This is a genomic window from Nesterenkonia sp. K-15-9-6, from assembly GCF_052656005.1.
Window position 1 is genome coordinate 36,363 of record NZ_JBQYEY010000001.1, and the last position, 18,522, is coordinate 54,884.

The window sequence follows — 18,522 nt, forward strand, 5'->3', positions numbered from 1 at the left end:
GCAGTGCCTGCCACGCTTCCGGTGGGCGATCCGGTCCCGGCCGACGGCGCGCTGCCCGCGCGGGTGCTCGCCGGGCTGGGCGGGCGCGCCTCAGCGCCGCTGGGGCTGTACGTGCACATCCCCTTCTGCTCGGTGCGCTGCGGCTATTGCGACTTCAACACCTACACGGCTGAGGACCTCGGTCCGGGTGCGTCCCGGGAGTCCTACCCGGAGACGCTGATCCGGGAGTTGGAGTTCGCCGCGGATCTGCTGGCACGCTCCGGGGCGCCCGAGCGCCCCTTGCGCACGATCTTCTTCGGCGGCGGCACCCCCACGCTGCTCCCGGCCGAGTCCCTGGCCCGCATCCTGGAGCGCGCCCGGTCCCTGTTCGGGGTGGCCCCGGGGGCGGAGGTCACCACGGAGGCGAACCCCGACACCGTGGACGAAGCTACCGCCGCCACATTGGCCGAGGCCGGATTCACCCGGGTGAGTCTGGGCATGCAGTCGGCGGTGCCGAAGGTGCTGCGCACACTGGACCGCACCCATGATCCTGCCAATGTCACCCGTGCGGTCGACGCCGTCCGGAGCCAGGGCCTTCAGGTCAGCCTGGACCTGATCTATGGCACGCCGGGAGAGACCTTGGAGGACTGGCGCACCAGCCTGGAGACTGCGGTCGCGATGGATCCGGACCATGTCTCGGCGTACTCGCTGATCGTGGAGGAGGGTACCGCGATGGCGGCGAAGGTCCGCCGCGGCGAGCTGCCCGATGTGGATCCGGATGACCATGCGGACAAGTACCTGCTCACCGACGAGCTGCTGAGCGCGGCCGGACACCAGTGGTACGAGGTCTCGAACTTCTCGCGGGATGAGTCGACCCGGTCGCAGCACAACCTGAACTACTGGCGGGACTCCGACTGGTGGGGTGCGGGGCCGGGCGCCCACTCCCACCTGGGCGGACTGCGCTGGTGGAACGTCAAGCACCCCGCCGCCTACGCCCAGCGGCTCCACCAGGGCATCACCCCGGGCCACGGCAGGGAGCTTCTCGACGACGACGCACAGGCGCTGGAGCACCTGATGCTGCGCCTGCGGATCGCCGAGGGCCTCGACGTGGCCGAGCATGAGGCGCTGCCTGGGGCTCGACGCCTCGACGACGGAGTCCTGCGGGCCCTGGTCCACGAGGGGCTGGCGCAGGAGGGACCGTTGAACCCGGACGAACGGAGCCCGCGCGGACGGGTGGTGCTCACGCTGCAGGGCCGCCTGCTGGCCGATGCGGTGACCCGTCGCCTCAGTGGATGAGGCGCAGGTTCATCCGGTACCGGTAGGGGCGACCCTTGTTGCACTCGATGCCCGCCACGAGACCTGAGATCGTCATCACGACCCACAGGAAGACGGCGGCCAGTCCGAAGATCCACCCGATGGCGGGGATCAGCGCCAGCACGTAGCAGACGAGCATCACCACGGTCAGCGGCAGGGTGAAGTTCAGGGCCTCCTTGGACTCCTGTGCGGTGAACGGACCTCGGTCCCGGAACACGAGGTAGATGATCAGCGACGGCACGCAGCCCATGAGCCCGCCGAAGTGGGACAGCGTCGCCCAGCGACGGTCCTCCGAAGGGGTCAGTGGCAGCGCCGCGTCGGCGGAGCCCTCGACGCGCTCGGAGTCCCCGGCGTGCTGGCGGCGTCGGTCCGCAGGCCGGTGACGGTCGCCCGAGTTCGGCTGCTGCGGATGTGGCGGCTCGGACTGTGGCACGGCGCCCCTCTCTGATGCTCGTGGGATGGCGGTCGTGCGGACCCGGGGGGCCTGCACGGATGAGGCAGATTCTACCGCCCCCTCCTGGACGTGGGCTGCCGGCGACACCCCCGCGGAGCCGCCGGGCGCAGGCGTCAGCCGGTGACGAAGTCGATGAGCTCCTCGACCCGTCCCAGCAGGGCCGGTTCCAGGTCGGTGTAGCTGGAGACCGTCCCCAGGATCCGCTTCCAGCCGGCGGCGATGTCCCGCTGCCCGGAATGCGGCCAGCCGAGTGCCTGGAGGGTGCCCACTTTGATGTCGATGTGCCGAGGGATGTCGGGCCAGGCCTGAAGTCCCACGAGCTGGGGCTTCACCGCCTGCCAGACGTCCACATAGGGGTGGCCCAGTACTGTCACGTTGCCGGCCGCCCCCGGCATGGACATGGCCTCGGCCGCAATGCGGCTCTCCTTGGAGCCCGGGACGAGGTGGTCCAGCAGCACACCCACTCGACGGTCCCGGCTCGGTCCGAACTCCCGCAGGGCCCCGACGAGGTCGTCTGCGCCGTGCAGAGGTTCGACGACGACTCCCTCGAGCCGCAGGTCCTCGCCCCAGACCTTCTCGACCAGTTCGGCGTCATGGGTGCCCTCCACCCAGATCCGGGAGGCCCGGGCGACTCGTGCCCGGGCGCCCTCCACAGCCAGCGAGCCCGATGCGGTGCGGCGGGGGCCCTGCGGGGCGGTGCGAGGCTTCGGCGGGACCAGCTCCACCGGGGCGCCGTCGTGCAGGAACCCGTGCCCCAGTGGGAAGGCCCGGCTGCGGCCGTGGCGGTCCTCCAGGCGGACCACGCGGATGCCGCCGGCCGCCTCCACACCCACCACGGCACCGACCCACCCCGACTCGGTCTCCTCCACCACGGTGCCGTGGTCGGCGGGGAGCGGCGGAACCTCACGGTACTGGGCGCGACGCCGTTCGGCCATGTCCGCGGGGCCCCAGGCGGACCAGTCGGTGGGGAAGTGAGGAGATGTCACAGCCCGGGAGCCTAGCAGCGGCGGCGCCGACTTCGGCGGATCCCGACGACACGCGCTAGAATTGGCACTTGTCGCAGGAGAGTGCCAATCGCCGCCGGGAGAGGAGACCAGCGATGTCTGACACCCGTCGCCTGCAGGTGCTGCGTGCGATCGTGGAGGACTACGTCCAGACCCAGGAGCCTGTCGGGTCCAAGGCGCTGGTGGATCGCCACAACCTCGAGGTCTCTCCGGCCACCATCCGCAATGACATGGCCTTCCTGGAGGCCGAGGGCCTCATCGCGGCCCCACATACCTCCGCGGGCCGGATCCCCACCGACCAGGGGTATCGGCTCTTCGTGGACCGCATCACCGAGGTCCGTCCGCTGTCGCGGGCCGAGCGTCGCGCGATGGACACCCTGGTGGAGGCCGCAGACGACCATGACGCCATGCTGGAGCAGACCGTGCGTCTGCTGGCCATGCTCACCAACCAGGTCGCCGTCCTGCAGCACCCCCAGCAGTCCACGGCGCGCATCCGGCACATCGAGGTCCTGTCCATGGGGCCGCTCAAGGTGCTGGTGGTCGTGATCCTCTCCTCCGGGAAGGTGGAGCAGCGGATGGCCACACTGCCGGAGCCTGTGGACGACGATTCGCTGCAGGTGCTCGGTCAGCGGCTCGCCGGGGAGCTCCACAACCGGTCCGCCTCGGCGCTGCCGCTGCCGGTGGACCGCCTGCTCGGCTCGGTCGAGCCGTCGCTGCGCTCCAGCCTCGCGATCGTCGCCCACACGGTGGAGGCGGTGCTGGAGTCCGGACGGGTGGATCGCATCATCATGGCCGGCACTGCTAACCTCGCCAGGTCTGACCGCGACCTGGGCCCCTCGCTCGGTCCCGTCCTGGAGGCCCTCGAGGAGCAGGTGGTCCTGCTGCGCCTGCTCACCGAGATGGAGCAGGACCGCCGTGGCCTCTCCGTGCGGATCGGTCATGAGACGAGCCATGACTCGCTGTCCGAGACCTCGGTGGTCGCTGCGGAGTACGCGGTCGGCGACGGCGGCGACGCCGCGAAGCTCGGTGTCGTCGGGCCCACACGCATGGACTACGGCTCCACCATGTCGGCGGTGCGAGCCATGGCACGGTACCTGTCCCGGATTCTCTCTGAAGGGTGAGAAGTGACTGACTACTACGAGGCGCTCGGCGTGAGCCGAGAGGCGTCGACCGATGAGATCAAGAAGGCGTACCGGAAGAAGGCGCGCAGGCTGCATCCGGATGTGAACCCCTCGGAGGACGCCGCCGATCAGTTCAAGCTCATCGGACGCGCCTATGAGGTGCTCTCCGACCCGGAGAAGCGCCGCAACTATGACGCCACCGGTGACGAGAACGGCCGGTCGCCCTTCGGCGGCGGATTCGGGGGAGGGGGCCAGGGCTTCGGCGGCTTCAGCGACATCTTCGAGACGTTCTTCGGCGCCGGAGCCTCGGGTCCGGCCTCCCGCACCCGGCGCGGCCAAGACTCCCTCATCCGCGTGCGCATCGATCTCAAGGACGCCGTGTTCGGCACCACCAAGGAGGTGGAGATCGAGACGGCGGTCACGTGCTCTGTCTGCCATGGCTCGTGCACGCGGGAGGGGACCAGCCCGACGACCTGCCCCGACTGCCACGGTCAGGGCCAGGTCCAGCGGCCCATGCGCTCCATCCTGGGCACCGTCCTGCAGACCGAAGCCTGCGCCCGGTGCTCCGGCTTCGGCAGCATCATCGAGGACCCGTGTCAGGAGTGCGACGGACAGGGCAGGGTGCGCGAACGCCGCACGCTGAAGGTCAAGATCCCCGCCGGCGTGGACAAGGGCAACCGCATCCACCTCGCCGGGGAAGGGGAGGCCGGACTGGCCGGCGGGCCGCACGGCGACCTGTTCATCGAGGTGGACGTCCGGCCCCACGACGTCTTCACCCGACGCGGGAACGACCTGCACGCCACCGTGTCCATCCCCATGACGGCCGCCGCCCTCGGCACCACGGTCAGTCTGGAGACCTTCGACGGGACCGAGGAGATCGAGGTCAAGCCGGGCACGCAGTCGGGCGAGGTGCTGACGCTGCGGGACCGCGGTGTCGCGCACCTGCGCGGCGGCGGCCGCGGTGCGCTGAAGGTGCATCTGAAGGTCGAGACCCCCACCAAGCTGACTGATCGCCAGCGCGAGCTGCTCCGTGAGCTGGCCGCCGAGCGTGACGAGGAGCTGGGGGAGTCCACCACGGAGCACCGGGGGATGTTCGCCAAACTCCGCGAGGCCTGGGACAGCCTGTGACAGCTCCGCTGTTCCACCTGGCGCCGGGACGGCTCGACGGCGTCTCCTGCGGCGACCACGTCCGGCTCGACGGCGCGGAGGGCCACCACGCGGCCACGGTGATGCGCCTCGAGGTCGGGGAGGAGGTCCACCTCTCCGACACGCGCCGGCTGCGGGTCACCGGATCGGTGGTCGAGACGGGGGCCGGTGTGCTGACGGTGGAGGTCTCCGCCGTCGAGGAAGAGCCCGACGAGCGTCCCCGTCTTGTGCTGGTCCAGGCGCTGGCGAAGGACCGTCGGGACCTGCAGGCGATCGAGTCCGCCACGGAGCTCGGCGTGGACCGGATCGTGCCGTGGCAGGCCGAGCGCTCCGTGGCCCGCTGGAAGGCGGGTCGGGAGGCGAAGAAGCACGCGGAGTGGGTCTCGACGGTCCGGGCCGCGGCCAAGCAGACGCGCCGCACCGCCGTCCCCGAGGTGGAGCAGCTGCACACCACCGCGCAGTATGCGGCGGCAGCTGCCGCGGATCCGCGGCGGGCCGTCGTGGTGCTCCATGAGTCTGACGAGCACACTCTGGCCGGCGCGCTGCAGGACGTCGATGCTTCCAACGTCGAGGAGCTGCATCTGCTGGTGGGCCCGGAGGGAGGGATCTCGCGGGGCGAGATCGAGCGGCTGGTCGCCGCAGGTGCTCGGGTGGCGCGCCTGGGGCGCACTGTGCTGCGTTCGTCGACGGCAGGGCCGGCCGCCCTGGCCGGCGTACAGGTGCTGCTGGGCAGGTGGGAGCGCGAGGAAGCTCCCGACGACATCACCAGTAGACTGAGCACCGATGACTGATACTCCCTTCACCCCCGCCGACTCCACCTCCGGTGTGGCCGCCGGCGCCGCGGCCTCTCCGGTGGGCAGCATCGAACGCACGGTGCACTTCGCCGACTCCGACACGATGTTCCGTGCCCTCGGCCCGCAGGATCTGGCGATCCGCATCCTCCAGGGCATCTGCCCGGCGGCGTCCATCGGCCTGCGGGACCAGCTGATCACGGTCGCGGGCCCCGAGCAGGACGTCCGGCAGATCGTGGAGATCCTCTCGCAGCTCAAGAGCCTGGCGGCCTCCGGCACCACGGTGGGCGAGGAGATCGTCGAGCAGGTCGCGACCATGGTGCGGGCGAACCAGGCCGGAGCCTCCGCCCGGATGATCACCACCAATATCCTGTCCCACCGGGGCAAGACCATCCGGCCCAAGACGGCGAACCAGCAGACCTATGTGGATCAGATCGACGAGGCCACCGTGGTCTTCGGGATCGGACCCGCCGGCACCGGCAAGACCTACTTGGCCATGGCCAAGGCCGTACAGGCCCTGCAGGCCAAGGAGATCAACCGCATCATCCTCACGCGGCCCGCCGTCGAGGCGGGGGAGAGGCTCGGGTTCCTGCCGGGCAGCCTCAACGAGAAGATCGACCCCTATCTGCGCCCTCTCTACGACGCGCTGCACGACATGATCGACCCGGAGTCGATCCCGCGGCTCATGGAGTCCGGGATCATCGAGGTGGCTCCGCTGGCCTACATGCGTGGCCGGACGCTCAACGACTCCTTCATCATCCTCGACGAGGCCCAGAACACCACCGCCGAACAGATGAAGATGTTCCTGACCCGGTTGGGCTTCAACTCCAAGATCGTGGTCACCGGAGACATCACCCAGGTGGACCTGCCGCATGGCACCGACTCGGGCCTGCGGACCGTGCTGGACATCCTCGACGGCGTCGAGGGCATCACGATCTCCCGCCTGGGCTCCCAGGACGTCGTCCGGCATCAGCTCGTGGGCCGGATCGTCGACGCCTATGAGTCCTTCCAGCAGCGGCAGGACAGCCGACGTTCCACGGGGACAGGCGGTGGGCCCCAGGGCGCTCGTCGGAGCCCGCAGGACCGACGGCGGCCCCGCAGCGAGAGGACCGCCATGGCCGAGGACGAGCGCTGATGCCGTCCTCGGAATCTGCCTGCACGCGGCCGGCGGGTGTGGCGATCAGCGATGAGTCCGGCTCCTCCGCGCTGGCGGAGGACGTGCAGGAGATGCTCGGGCGCCTCACCGGGATGCTCTATGCCCGGCTGCATCTCTCTCGGGAGGTCGAGCTGACCGTGACCCTCGTCGACGAGGCCCGGATGGCGCAGCTGCACCTCGACTGGATGGACCTGCCCGGTCCCACCGACGTGATGAGCCTGCCCATGGACGAGCTGCGCCCGGGCACCGCCGAGGAGCCCGTGGCCGAGGGCATGCTCGGTGACATCGTGATCTGCCCTGAGGTGGCGCGGCGGCAGGCGGAGGCGGCCGGACACGGGACCGGTGACGAGCTCGCCCTGCTCACGGTCCACGGGGTCCTGCACCTGCTCGGACACGACCATGTCGAGCAGGACGAACGTCAGGTGATGTTCGCGCTCCAGGCACGGCTCCTGGAAGAGTTCCTCGGGCGACGGGCCCCGACCCCGACCGTCGACGGACCATGAGCAGCGTTCTGCTCGCCCTGGCGGGTCTGCTGTGCGCCGCCGTCGCCGCGGTGCTCTCCACCGCCGAGGCCGCCTTCATGCGTCTCTCCCGGCGCGAGGCGGAGGACATCGCAGAGAGGCAGGGCTCGCGAGCCGTCCAGAAGATCCTGCTGGAGCCGGTGCCGCACACCGTGGCGCTGCAGCTGTGGCGGTGGATCTTCGCCAGCGCGGCGGTCGTGCTGGTCACGGTGGCGGTGCTGTTCCTCCTCGATGACGTCGCCCTGGCAGCCCTCGTCGCCGCGCTGGTGCTGCTGGCCGGCGGCGTCGTGCTGGCCACGCTCTCTCCACGCCGACTCGGGCGGGCACATCACCTGGTGGTCTCTGCCGCCACCGCCCGACTGGTACGGGGGCTGCGGCTGGCGCTCGGCCCCGTCCCGGTCGTGCTGGCCCGCGTCGGCGCCCGCATCGCACCCGGCACGGATGACGCATACCAGGGGTTCTTCGACGACGAGGAGTTCCGAGAGTTCGTGGCCCGTGCCTCCGAGACGGACATCCTCGAGGACGCCGAGGCAGAGCTCATCCAGTCCGTCTTCGACCTCTCCGCGACTCGGGTCCGGGCGGTCATGGTGCCGCGCACGGACATGGTCACCGTGGACACCGGAGCCACGCTGCCGGAGGTGATGACGTTGTTCCTGAGGTCCGGATACTCGCGTGTGCCGGTGGTGCGCGGATCCGCCGACGACATCACGGGGATGGTGTACCTCAAGGACGTGGCATTCCTGGAGCACCAGCTGCGCGCCGGCGAGGTCTCCGATGAGTTCCGCGGCCGGACCGCGGACACGATCACGGTGGACGAGGTCCAGCGTGACGTGCGGTACGTGCCCGAGTCCAAGATGGTCTCCGAGTTCCTCTCCGAGCTGCAGCGGGAGTCCACGCATGTGGCCGTCGTGGTCGATGAGTACGGCGGCACCGCCGGTCTCGTGACCTTGGAGGACCTGATCGAGGAGATCGTGGGGGAGATCGTCGACGAATACGACGTCGAGTCCGCCGAGGTGGAGGAGCTCGAGGACGGACGCCGTCGCCTCGCGGCCCGCATGGCGGTGGACGACTTCGCCGACCTCTTCGACCTCGACCTCGACGACGAGGACGAGGTCGACACGCTCGGCGGGCTGCTCGCCAAGACTCTCGGACGAGTGCCGATCGCGGGCTCCGAGGTCGAGATCGACGGGGTCGTGCTGCGGGCCGACCGTCTCGAGGGTCGACGCAACCGGGTGAGCCATGTGCTCGCCTGGGAGGTCGAAGGTCGCCGCGGGGCCCGGGCCGGGCTCGGCACCGAGGACGCCCCCGAGGTCTTCGCCCATGAGGCCCAGGATCGTCGGGAGGCCGGCGCGGAGGCACCCACCCCCGGACCGACCACCGCCACAGGATCGGCCGCTCAGCACGACGCCGCTCAGCACGACGCCGACCAGCACGACGCCGACCAGCACGACGCCGGAGAGCAGGACGCGCAGGACCGGCACGACCCACACGACCAGGACCACAGGACCGACCGGCAGGAGCAGCGGTGAGCACCGACGCAGAGATCACCTTCGCAGAGCATGATGAGAACCACCGCGCGGGATTCGCCAGCTTCGTGGGGCGCCCCAACGCCGGGAAGTCGACGCTGACCAACGCGTTGGTCGGCTCGAAGGTGGCGATCACCTCCTCGAAGCCCCAGACCACGCGCCACACCATCCGCGGGATCGTCCATCGGGAGGATGCCCAGCTGGTCCTGGTGGACACCCCGGGTCTGCACCGGCCCCGGACGCTGCTGGGCCAGCGGCTCAACGATCTGGTCATCGACACGCTCTCCGAGGTCGACGTGGTCGGCTTCTGCCTGCCGGCGGACCAGAAGATCGGCCCGGGGGACCGGTTCATCGCCGGGCAGCTGACCAAGGTCCCGCATAAGCCGGTGGTCGCCCTGGTGACCAAGACCGACACCGTGCCGCGGGATGCCCTGGCCGAGCAGCTGATGGCCGTGGACCAGCTGGGCCGTGAGCACCTCGCCGGCGAGGGCCGCCAGGCCGACGGCTTCTCCGCCATCATCCCCGTCTCGGCGGTCGCGGGGGACCAGGTCGACGTCGTCGCCGATGAGCTGGCGGCCATGATGCCGCTCTCCCCGCCCCTGTACCCGCAGGGGGACCTCACGGATGAGCCCGAGGCGGTCATGGTCGCGGAGCTCGTCCGGGAGGCCGCTCTCGAGGACGTCCGCGACGAGCTGCCGCATTCGATCGCCGTCGTCGTGGAGGAGATGGTCCCCCGCGAGGGCCGCCCGGAGGACCGCCCGCTGCTCGACGTCCGGGTCAGCATCCACGTGGAGCGTGACTCGCAGAAGGCGATCATCATCGGCCGCCGGGGCGCGCGGCTGAAACAGATCGGCACACAGGCCCGCGAGGGCATCAAGAAGCTGCTCGGGACGCCCGTCTATCTGGATCTCCACGTCAAGGTCAGCAAGGACTGGCAGCGGGACGCCAAGAAGCTGGGCCGTCTGGGATTCTGAAGGCCCGGGGCACCAGGCGTCCGGCCGGTCCATACTCTGGAACGTCCGGCGTCAGGTCATGGGCAGCGCGCAGATGACGTGCTAGCGTGAGAGACGTGCTGACCTTCACGACCGCACCGCGACTACTACAGCTTCTCCGCCGCAGCGGGGACCAGCTGTCGCGCGTGCAGCACATCATCCACGGCGCAGCATCCTGACGAGCCGAACCCCGTTGCGGAGTCTCATACCCCGGTCCTGCTGACCGGCGCCTCGGCTTCTCGACCGCACTCTCTCGACCCAAGGATGAACCATGCGCACTCTGCAGCAGACCTCGCCGATGCCGTATCACCGGTACGTGCCCTTCCAGGACCAGATGACCGTCTCCCTGCCGGATCGGACCTGGCCGGACAAGGTCATCACCTCCGCTCCGCGGTGGTGCGCCGTCGATCTCCGTGACGGCAACCAGGCGCTGATCGATCCCATGTCTCCGGAGCGGAAGCACCGGATGTTCGACCTGCTGGTCGCGATGGGTTACAAGGAGATCGAGGTCGGATTCCCGGCGGCCTCGCAGACGGACTTCGACTTCGTGCGGCAGCTCGTCGAGCAGGACCGCATCCCCGATGACGTCTACATCCAGGTCCTCACCCAGGCCCGGGAGCACCTCATCGAGCGGACCTTCGAGGCGATCGACGGCGCCCCACGAGCCATCGTCCACCTCTACAACTCCACCTCGGTGCTGCAGCGCGAGGTCGTCTTCCGCCAGGACAAGGACGGCATCGTGGACATCGCCACCCAGGGTGCCCGCCTCTGCCTCAAGTACGAAGAGCAGATGCGTTCGGGCACTGAGGTCGTCTACCAGTACTCGCCGGAGTCCTTCACGGGCACCGAGCTGGAGTTCGCCGCGCACATCTCGGACGAGGTCGTCGACGTCTTCGGCGCCTCCCCGGAGAAGAAGGTCATCGTGAACCTGCCGGCCACGGTGGAGATGGCCACGCCCAACGTGTACGCGGACTCCATCGAGTGGATGCACCGCAATCTGCGCAACCGCGACTCGATCATCCTCTCCCTGCACCCGCACAACGACCGGGGCACCGGCGTGGCCGCCGCCGAGCTGGGCTACATGGCCGGGGCGGACCGCATCGAGGGATGCCTGTTCGGCAACGGTGAGCGCACCGGCAACGTGGACCTGATCACGCTGGGCATGAATCTCTTCAGCCAGGGTGTGGACCCTCAGATCGACTTCCGGGACATGGACCACATCCGCCGCACCGTCGAGCACTGCAACCAGATGCCGGTGCCGGAACGCTCCCCGTACGGCGGCGATCTGGTGTTCACCGCCTTCTCCGGCTCTCACCAGGACGCCATCAAGAAGGGCTTCGAACACATCGAGCGGAGGGCCGAGGAGCAGGGACAGGACGTCGCCGACGTCACCTGGGCTGTGCCGTACCTGCCCATCGACCCGAAGGACATCGGCCGCAGCTATGAGGCGGTCATCCGGGTGAACTCGCAGTCCGGCAAGGGTGGGGTGGCCTACCTGCTGAAGTCGGAGCACGGGATCGATCTGCCGCGCCGTGCCCAGGTTGAGTTCTCCCAGGTCATCCAGCACCGTGCAGATGCCGACGGCGGCGAGGTCTCCGGGGAGGAGATCTGGCAGGTCTTCCGGGACGAGTATCTGCCGGTGGACAGCGCGGCCCGCCGTTGGGGCCACTACCGCATCGGGGAGGTCCGCACCTCCTCGACGGCGGAGGGCGCCTTCTCCATGGACCTGCAGCTGCAGACCAACGGGTCGGTGGTCGAGCATCACGCCGAAGCCAACGGCCCTGTCGCGGCGCTGGTGGAGATCCTGGGCCGCGACGGCGTCGACGTCCGGGTGCTCGACTACACCGAGCACGCGATGAGTCAGGGAGGCGACGCCCAGGCGGCGGCCTTCGTGGAATGCGCCATCGGGGAACGCGTCCTGTGGGGCGTGGGCATCGACCACAACACCACGGCGGCCTCCCTGCAGGCGGTGGTCTCGGCGGTGAACCGAGCGATCCGCGACACGGAGTCGTAGACTCGATCCGTGGCCGGATCGACCTTCGCCTCGCGCAGCTATCGCGACAACGCCCTGATCCTGCGCACCCGCAACCTGGGGGAGGCGGACCGCATCATCACGATGCTCACCGCCGAGCACGGTCTGGTGCGCGGCGTGGCCAAGGGTGTGCGCCGGACGTCGTCGAAGTTCGGCGCCACCCTGGAGCCGTTCATGGTGGCCGACGTGCAGCTCGTCCATGGGCGCAGCCTGGACATCGTCACGCAGGCCGTGTCGAAGGGCGCGTATGGGGCGATGATCGTCGCCGACTATGAGAAGTACACCAGCGCGCACGTCATGGCGGAGGCGGCCGAACGGCTGACCGAGTCTGATCCCGAGGACAGTCGGCCGCAGTTCCGGCTGCTGCACGGGGCGCTCTCTGCCCTGGCCCGTGGGGTGCACGCTCCGGACCTGGTGCTGAACTCCTATCTTCTGAGGGCTCTGAGCACCGCCGGATGGGCTGTGACCTGGACCGCCTGTGTGGCCTGCGGCCGGCCCGGCCCCCAGCCGGGGTTCCATGCGGGCCTCGGGGGGCCGGTCTGCCCGGACTGTCGTCCGCCCGGGACGCGGACTCTGGCTCCGGCGACCACGGATCTGCTCCACGCGCTGCAGCACGGATCGTGGCAGAGCGCATCGGCGGCCGCTCCGGAGGCACGTCATGAGGCCTCCTCCGTGGTGACCAGCTACGTCCAGCATCATCTGGAGCGGAGACTCAGCTCGCTCGGGTGATAATGGAGTCCATGGCTTCACAGCGCAGCGCCGCCCGGCGCCCGTACTCGGACCCCTGGCCCCATCGCGACGGCGCACGACCTCCGACGCTGCCGACAGAACTGATCCCCCGTCACGTGGCCGTCGTCATGGACGGCAACGGACGGTGGGCGAACCAGCGCGGACTGCCGCGCACTGACGGCCACCGGGCCGGCGAGGCCTCGCTGATGGAGGTCATGGCGGGAGCGGTGGAGATCGGCGTCGAGCATGTCTCCGTCTATGGCTTCTCCACGGAGAACTGGCGCCGCTCGCCAGAGGAGGTGCGCTTCCTCATGAACTACTCGCGGGACGCGCTGCGTCGCCAGCGGGACGTCCTGCACGATTGGGGCGTGCGCATCCGGTGGAACGGGAGGCGCCCGCGGCTGTGGCGCTCGGTGATCAAGGAGCTGGAGGCCGCCGAGGAGCAGACCCGGGGCAACGACCGGTGCACTCTGACGATGTGCGTGAACTACGGAGGCCGGGCCGAGATCACCGACGGTGTACGGCGCATCGCCGAGAAGGTCGCGGCCGGGGAGCTGAATCCGGCCCGCATCCGCGAATCCACCATCGCGGCGCACCTGGACGAGCCCGATCTGCCGGACGTGGACCTCTTCCTGCGGAGCTCGGGGGAGCAGCGCATCTCGAACTTCCTGCTGTGGCAGTCCGCCTATGCCGAGATGGTCTTCCTCGATGTGCTGTGGCCCGATGTGGACCGCACCACGCTGTGGCATGCCATCGAGCTCTATGCTCAACGGGATCGCCGCTACGGTGCGGCCGTGGACCGGGTGGCCCCCTCGGCAGGATCGGCGGGGTCGGCCGACTCGGCTTCCGGGGCGTAGGCCCGCAGCCACCGGCGCACCTCGTCGAAGGCCTGCAGCCGGACCGGTTCGGGAGAGGCGAAGACGTCGTGCATCGCCCGGGCGAGTCGCACCACGGTGACGCGGCCGCCCAGCCGGACGGAACGGCGCGCCAGCAGCTCCACATCCAGGACGATATCGGACTCGCGCAGCTGATCCTTCCATTGGCGGCTGTACACCGTCTGAGTCGACAGCAGCACCAGCACCGGCTCCTGGACGTCGAGCCCGTCGTGGACCTGACGGTGCCCCGCCAGGACTGCACGCAGCCATCCGGCCGGCATGGGAAAGGACTGACGGGGCCGCCAGAGCGGGTGCAGGCTCCACTCTCCGTGGGCCTGGTCCGAGAGGGACTGCCAGTAGTTGTCCACCCGCGGCAGCCGCAGCGGGCGCCGGGGATTCAGATGGCTCAGCGGCGCGAGCAGACCTTCGACGGCGGCCCGTGCGGCCGCATCGCCGGGCAGCTCCAGCCACGGACTGTTGAGGATCAGGCCCGAGGCGCGGCCGGGGTGCCGGTGCGCCCACAGTGCGGCGACGAGTCCGCCGGTCGAGTGGCCGTGGATCAGGGGTGCCGGGGCCTGAGGATGCTCGGACCGGATGACCTCCAGGGCGGATTCGAGGTCGGCGTCGTATTCGACGAGGTCATCGATGTACCCCGGAGTCTGCCAGCGGCGCAGGCTGCGTCCGTAGCGGCGGAGGTCCAGCGCGTAGAAGGGCCGACCCGCGGCGGCGAAGCAGCGGGCCAGCGGAGTGTTGTAGAAGTAGTCGGACCAGCCGTGCAGGTGCAGCACCGGCGCGAGCGGACCGCCGTCGTGGGCGGTGTCATGGGCGGTGTCGTGTTTGGGGGCTCCGTCGTAACGGACCAGCGTGGCGCTGAGCGGTCCCTCCTCGTCCTCGCCCAGCGGCAGGGTGCGCCTGACACATCCCGGCAGGATGTCGGGAACCCAGTCTCCGTCCGGAGCGTCCTCCATCAGGCCCTCGGACCCGAGGGAGGGGTCGGGCGAAGAGTCGTGCGGTGCTGAGTCGTGTGGTGCTGAGTCGTGTGGTGCTGAGTCGTGTGGTGCTGTGTCGTGCGTGTGCGCCATTCCACCATCTTAGGGAGCCGCCGCTGACATGCGCCGCCGGGCTTGAGGGGCGGCCCGTCCTGCGCGGTGGCCGACATAGGATAGGAACATGCCTGGAGAGAACATCGCCGCTGAGAATCCCGCAGCATCCGCCCCCTCCGCCGCCACGCCCTCGGAACCCACTCGGGCCGCGCGACGCGCGGCCACCGCGGCCGAGGCCCCGGATCCGCTGTACTCGTTCCTGTTCCGCCGGGTGTTCTCCCGCATGGACCCCGAAGATGCGCATCACCTGGTGGTCCGTGGGCTGCGCCTCGCGGAGTCGCTGGGGGCCACCCGCCTGCTGGAGAAGGCCACTCGGCCAGCGCCCGAGCTGGAGCGCCACGTCCTGGGACGCCGCTGGCCGTCGCCCTTCGGCCTGGCCGCAGGCTTCGACAAGGGAGCCGTGGCGGTGCTGCCGCTGGCGGCCCTGGGCTTCGGACATGTGGAGATCGGCACCGTGACGGCCCAGGCGCAGTCAGGGAACGCTCGGCCCCGGCTGTTCCGGCTCCTGCAGGACCGTGCCCTGATCAATCGCATGGGCTTCAACAACGACGGCGCCGAGGTGGTCCGGGGGAGACTCGACGATGTGCGTCATCGGATCGAGAACCTGAAGTCCGCTGGGAGGCACGCTCCCGTGGTGGGGGTGAACATCGGCAAGACGAAAGTCGTCCCACTCGAGGATGCAGTGGAGGACTACCTGCTGTCTGCTCGCCGGCTGGCGCCGGTGGCCGACTATCTGGTGGTCAATGTGTCCTCGCCGAACACCCCGGGTCTGCGCCAGCTGCAGGACATCGAAGCGCTGCGCCCGCTCCTTGAGGCCGTCGGACGGGAAGCTGACTCCGTAGCCCGGCGTCACGTGCCGCTGCTGGTGAAGATCGCGCCGGACCTGGCTGACGAGGACGTCGACGCCGTCGCCGACCTCGTGGCGGATCTGGGGCTCGACGGCGTCATCGCCACCAACACGACGATCTCCCGGGAAGGGCTCCGCTCGTCGCGCCAGGCGGTCGAGAAGGCCGGGGCGGGCGGACTGAGCGGGCCGGTGCTCGCCGCACGCTCCGTCGAGGTGCTGCGTCGGCTGCGTGAGCGTCTGCCGGAGGAGACCACGGTGATCTCCGTCGGGGGAGTGGTCAGCGCCGAGGACGTCGCCCAGCGGCTCCGGCACGGCGCGGACCTGGTGCAGGGCTACAGCGCCTTCATCTATCAGGGACCGCTGTGGGTCCGGCGCATCAACCGTGGACTGGCCGCGATGGCGCCGGAACGCCTCAGGCGGGAAACTCGCCGCGGCTGACCAGCGGCTTGGGGAGGCGCAGACGGCGGATCTGCAGTGCGCGCATGATGGCGTAGAAGCGGATCCCCTTCTCCTTCTCCCCGAAGCGCTCTTCGATCTTCCGGCGCACGCTGCGGGCCACCCACCAGCATTCGATGAGCACCACGAGCACCAGCAGCCACAGGAACTGGCTCATGATGATGCGCATCTGCTCAGGCACGGCGAGGGAGACGAAGAGGAACAGCAGCACCACGATCAGCATCCACTCGCCGACCCCGGTGCGGGCGTCGATCCAGTCCCGCACGAATCGGCGCTGGGGGCCCCGGTCCCGCACAGGCAAGTAGCGCTCGTCGCCAGTCTCCATGGCCACGCGCTGCTTCTCCCGCAGCTGGCGCATGTGCTCGCGCTGGGCCTGCTTGGCGGCGCGTCGGTCGTCCGGCACCAGTGGGCGCTTCCTTGCGGCCACCTGGTCCTTCCGCCGGGGCGTGGGCTGCCCCTTGGGCTGGGGGAGGCGCTTGTGCGCCTCCTGCTCGGCCTGTTCGGCGTCGCGGTGGGCGGCCTCGGCCTCTTCCTGCTGCTTCTTCTTTCGTCCTAGCACCGTGCCAGTCTACCGGGAATGATCGCGGACTCCTCCGGCGTTGATACGGTGAGACCCAGAGACCGACCCAGACCGACACCCGTCGAGATCGGAAGAGGTGCACGGATGACCACTCCCACCCAGGACACCACCGCGGAGGCCGCTCCGGAGGCCCAGGAGATCGCAGGAACCGTGGAGGGGCACAAGCCTCACCAGGTCGAGCTGACCGAGACGGCCGCCCAGAAGGTCGCTTCGCTGCTCGAGCAGGAGGGCCGTCAGGACCTGCGCCTGCGTGTGGCCGTGCAGCCCGGCGGCTGCTCGGGCCTGATCTACCAGCTGTACTTCGACGAGCGCCTCCTCGACGGTGACGCGCTGCGTGAGTTCGGCGGCGTACAGGTCGTGGTCGACAAGATGAGCGTGCCGTACCTGGAGGGCGCCACGATCGACTTCGAGGACTCCATCTCCAAGCAGGGCTTCACGATCGACAACCCGAACGCCGGAGGCTCCTGCGCCTGCGGCGACTCCTTCCACTGAGACTGCGCAGGAGACTCCGTGTAAGAGAGGCCGCAGGGACCCGGGCCGCGCGCCAGCGCGGTGCGGGCGTCGGCCGAACGGGCTCCTGCGCCTGCGGCGACTCCTTCCACTGAGCGACGCGCCTGAGCCACGTCGACTCGGCTGACCGATCAGCATGCTGGTGGTCGACGCCGACGTCGGCGTCATATTTGTGACACGGGCCGACGCAGGGGACGGCTGAGCCGGCCGTCGTCTCCGAGCTCCCGAGAACTCCGCCTCTCCCGCGTTTCTACGCGGCGTAGAAGCGGAGTTCTCGTGCATCTGCCCTGGTCACCACGGAGGTCTCCGGAGGATGCTGGCGGCGGTCACAGCGGTCTCCGCCGTGTCATAGCCGAGGCGGGTGGGGGGCGAACTACTACAGTTGGTAGTAATCTTGTCGTCGAAGCGTCCAAGGCCGTCCAGCGCAGCTCGTCCCCGTGCGACCAGCAGTCCACAGGACGGCCCCATAACGTGCCGATCGCATTCGCACACCGAGGAAGAGGAAGGGCCGTCTGTGAGTTCGCAGAAACGAACCGGCAGCCGAGGCCAGCGCGCCGTCAAAGGGATGGTGCTGGCCACCGCGGCGGCACTGGTGCTGACCGGCTGTTCGGAGCAGGTCCAGCGTGGCTGGCTCCCCGGCAGCCGTGAGACCACCAGCAACACTGCTGAATTGACCGACCTGTGGGTCAACTCCTGGATCGCAGCGCTGGCTGTCGGTCTGCTGACGTGGGGCCTCATGCTGTGGTGCATGGTGGCCTACCGGCGTCGTAAGGGTGAGACGGGCTACCCGCGCCAGCTGGCGTACAACATCCCGCTCGAGATCATGTACACCATCGTGCCGCTGGTCATGGTGGGCGTCCTGTTCTTCTACACCGACCAGGTGCAGCGCTCCGTGGATGAGCCGAACGAGGACCCGGACCTCGTCGTCGACGTCCGGGGCAAGCAGTGGGCCTGGGACTTCAACTACAGCTACGACGGCGACGAGCGCTACTTCGCCGGCACCCAGGCTCACCTGACCGGTGAGGATGGCGTGCGCGACACGCTGCCGACCCTGTACCTCCCGGTCGACCAGTCGGTCACGTTCGAGCTGAACTCCCGCGATGTCATCCACTCGTTCTGGATCCCCGCCTTCCTGCAGAAGCGCGACATGGTCCCCGGACGCACCACCGAGATCCACCTGACTCCTCAGGAGGAGGGCAGCTTCGACGGCAAGTGCGCCGAGCTCTGCGGTGAGTACCACTCCGAGATGCTGTTCAACGTGGAGGTCGTCTCCGAGCAGGAGTTCCGCGACTACCTGCAGACTCTGCCCGAGGGCCACCTGGGTGACGAGTACGACCGCAACATCAACCTTCACGACGACGTGACCGCGACCGAAGGGGACTGATC

18 protein-coding genes are annotated in these 18,522 nt (G+C 69.4%); 14 read left to right on the forward strand and 4 right to left on the reverse strand.

Annotated elements, in window-relative coordinates:
• Positions 1 to 3: 3 nt before the first annotated feature.
• The gene (gene hemW, locus SD455_RS00150) at positions 4 to 1,275 is read left to right on the forward strand and encodes a radical SAM family heme chaperone HemW (RefSeq protein ID WP_085437053.1); all 1,272 of its coding nucleotides are present in this window, start codon (positions 4 to 6) and stop codon (positions 1,273 to 1,275) included.
• Here the strand turns inward: hemW and SD455_RS00155 are convergent.
• Both SD455_RS00155 and SD455_RS00160 read right to left on the reverse strand, forming a co-directional pair.
• Entirely contained in the window at positions 1,265 to 1,726 is a 462-nt protein-coding gene (locus SD455_RS00155; RefSeq protein ID WP_070158588.1) for a DUF4870 domain-containing protein, read from the reverse strand. The genes hemW and SD455_RS00155 overlap by 11 nt on opposite strands.
• Positions 1,727 to 1,860: 134 nt before the next feature.
• Positions 1,861 to 2,682, reverse strand: a complete 822-nt coding sequence (locus tag SD455_RS00160) for a DUF3097 family protein (RefSeq protein WP_070158587.1) — start codon at positions 2,680 to 2,682, stop codon at positions 1,861 to 1,863.
• A gap of 164 nt (positions 2,683 to 2,846) precedes the next feature.
• Here SD455_RS00160 and hrcA point away from each other — a divergent pair, with 164 nt between their 5' ends.
• From hrcA to SD455_RS00210, 10 genes are all read left to right on the forward strand, one after another.
• Positions 2,847 to 3,872 (forward strand): heat-inducible transcriptional repressor HrcA, encoded by a 1,026-nt coding sequence (gene hrcA, locus SD455_RS00165; RefSeq protein ID WP_311024179.1) that lies wholly within the window; start codon positions 2,847 to 2,849, stop codon positions 3,870 to 3,872.
• Positions 3,873 to 3,875: 3 nt separating this feature from the next.
• Positions 3,876 to 5,000: a molecular chaperone DnaJ gene (dnaJ, locus tag SD455_RS00170; protein WP_311024181.1), complete on the forward strand. Its 1,125-nt coding sequence runs from the start codon at positions 3,876 to 3,878 to the stop codon at positions 4,998 to 5,000.
• Positions 4,997 to 5,809 (forward strand): 16S rRNA (uracil(1498)-N(3))-methyltransferase, encoded by an 813-nt coding sequence (locus SD455_RS00175; protein WP_311024183.1) that lies wholly within the window; start codon positions 4,997 to 4,999, stop codon positions 5,807 to 5,809. Before dnaJ ends, SD455_RS00175 begins: the two co-directional genes overlap by 4 nt.
• Positions 5,802 to 6,944, forward strand: a complete 1,143-nt coding sequence (locus SD455_RS00180; RefSeq protein WP_311024185.1) for a PhoH family protein — start codon at positions 5,802 to 5,804, stop codon at positions 6,942 to 6,944. The genes SD455_RS00175 and SD455_RS00180 overlap by 8 nt, the downstream gene beginning before the upstream one ends.
• Complete coding sequence (gene ybeY, locus SD455_RS00185) at positions 6,944 to 7,468, forward strand: rRNA maturation RNase YbeY (RefSeq protein ID WP_085437052.1); 525 nt, start codon at positions 6,944 to 6,946, stop codon at positions 7,466 to 7,468. Before SD455_RS00180 ends, ybeY begins: the two co-directional genes overlap by 1 nt.
• Positions 7,465 to 9,015 (forward strand): CBS domain-containing protein, encoded by a 1,551-nt coding sequence (locus SD455_RS00190; RefSeq protein ID WP_445506924.1) that lies wholly within the window; start codon positions 7,465 to 7,467, stop codon positions 9,013 to 9,015. The genes ybeY and SD455_RS00190 overlap by 4 nt, the downstream gene beginning before the upstream one ends.
• Positions 9,012 to 9,986, forward strand: coding sequence for a GTPase Era (gene era, locus SD455_RS00195; protein ID WP_070158582.1), 975 nt, complete (start codon positions 9,012 to 9,014; stop codon positions 9,984 to 9,986). The genes SD455_RS00190 and era overlap by 4 nt, the downstream gene beginning before the upstream one ends.
• Positions 9,987 to 10,275: 289 nt before the next feature.
• Positions 10,276 to 12,018, forward strand: coding sequence for a 2-isopropylmalate synthase (leuA, locus tag SD455_RS00200; protein WP_445506925.1), 1,743 nt, complete (start codon positions 10,276 to 10,278; stop codon positions 12,016 to 12,018).
• Positions 12,019 to 12,027: 9 nt separating this feature from the next.
• Positions 12,028 to 12,765 (forward strand): DNA repair protein RecO, encoded by a 738-nt coding sequence (gene recO, locus SD455_RS00205; RefSeq protein ID WP_070158580.1) that lies wholly within the window; start codon positions 12,028 to 12,030, stop codon positions 12,763 to 12,765.
• 2 nt (positions 12,766 to 12,767) lie between these two features.
• Complete coding sequence (locus tag SD455_RS00210) at positions 12,768 to 13,622, forward strand: isoprenyl transferase (protein ID WP_070158579.1); 855 nt, start codon at positions 12,768 to 12,770, stop codon at positions 13,620 to 13,622.
• On the opposite strand, the gene SD455_RS00215 is transcribed toward SD455_RS00210, so the two are convergent.
• Positions 13,547 to 14,608, reverse strand: coding sequence for an alpha/beta hydrolase (locus SD455_RS00215; protein WP_070158578.1), 1,062 nt, complete (start codon positions 14,606 to 14,608; stop codon positions 13,547 to 13,549). The genes SD455_RS00210 and SD455_RS00215 overlap by 76 nt on opposite strands.
• A 202-nt stretch (positions 14,609 to 14,810) precedes the next feature.
• Here SD455_RS00215 and SD455_RS00220 point away from each other — a divergent pair, with 202 nt between their 5' ends.
• Positions 14,811 to 16,028, forward strand: coding sequence for a quinone-dependent dihydroorotate dehydrogenase (locus SD455_RS00220; protein ID WP_083277233.1), 1,218 nt, complete (start codon positions 14,811 to 14,813; stop codon positions 16,026 to 16,028).
• Here the strand turns inward: SD455_RS00220 and SD455_RS00225 are convergent.
• On the reverse strand, positions 16,003 to 16,605 hold the full coding sequence (locus tag SD455_RS00225; protein WP_070158577.1) for a DUF3043 domain-containing protein: 603 nt from the start codon (positions 16,603 to 16,605) through the stop codon (positions 16,003 to 16,005). The genes SD455_RS00220 and SD455_RS00225 overlap by 26 nt on opposite strands.
• A gap of 105 nt (positions 16,606 to 16,710) precedes the next feature.
• On the opposite strand from SD455_RS00225, the gene SD455_RS00230 reads away from it, so the two are divergent.
• Positions 16,711 to 17,118 carry a HesB/IscA family protein gene (locus tag SD455_RS00230; protein ID WP_070158576.1) on the forward strand — a complete coding sequence of 136 codons (408 nt, stop codon included), beginning with the start codon at positions 16,711 to 16,713 and terminating at the stop codon, positions 17,116 to 17,118.
• A gap of 532 nt (positions 17,119 to 17,650) precedes the next feature.
• Entirely contained in the window at positions 17,651 to 18,520 is an 870-nt protein-coding gene (ctaC, locus tag SD455_RS00235) for an aa3-type cytochrome oxidase subunit II (protein ID WP_311024199.1), read from the forward strand.
• Positions 18,521 to 18,522: the final 2 nt, after the last annotated feature.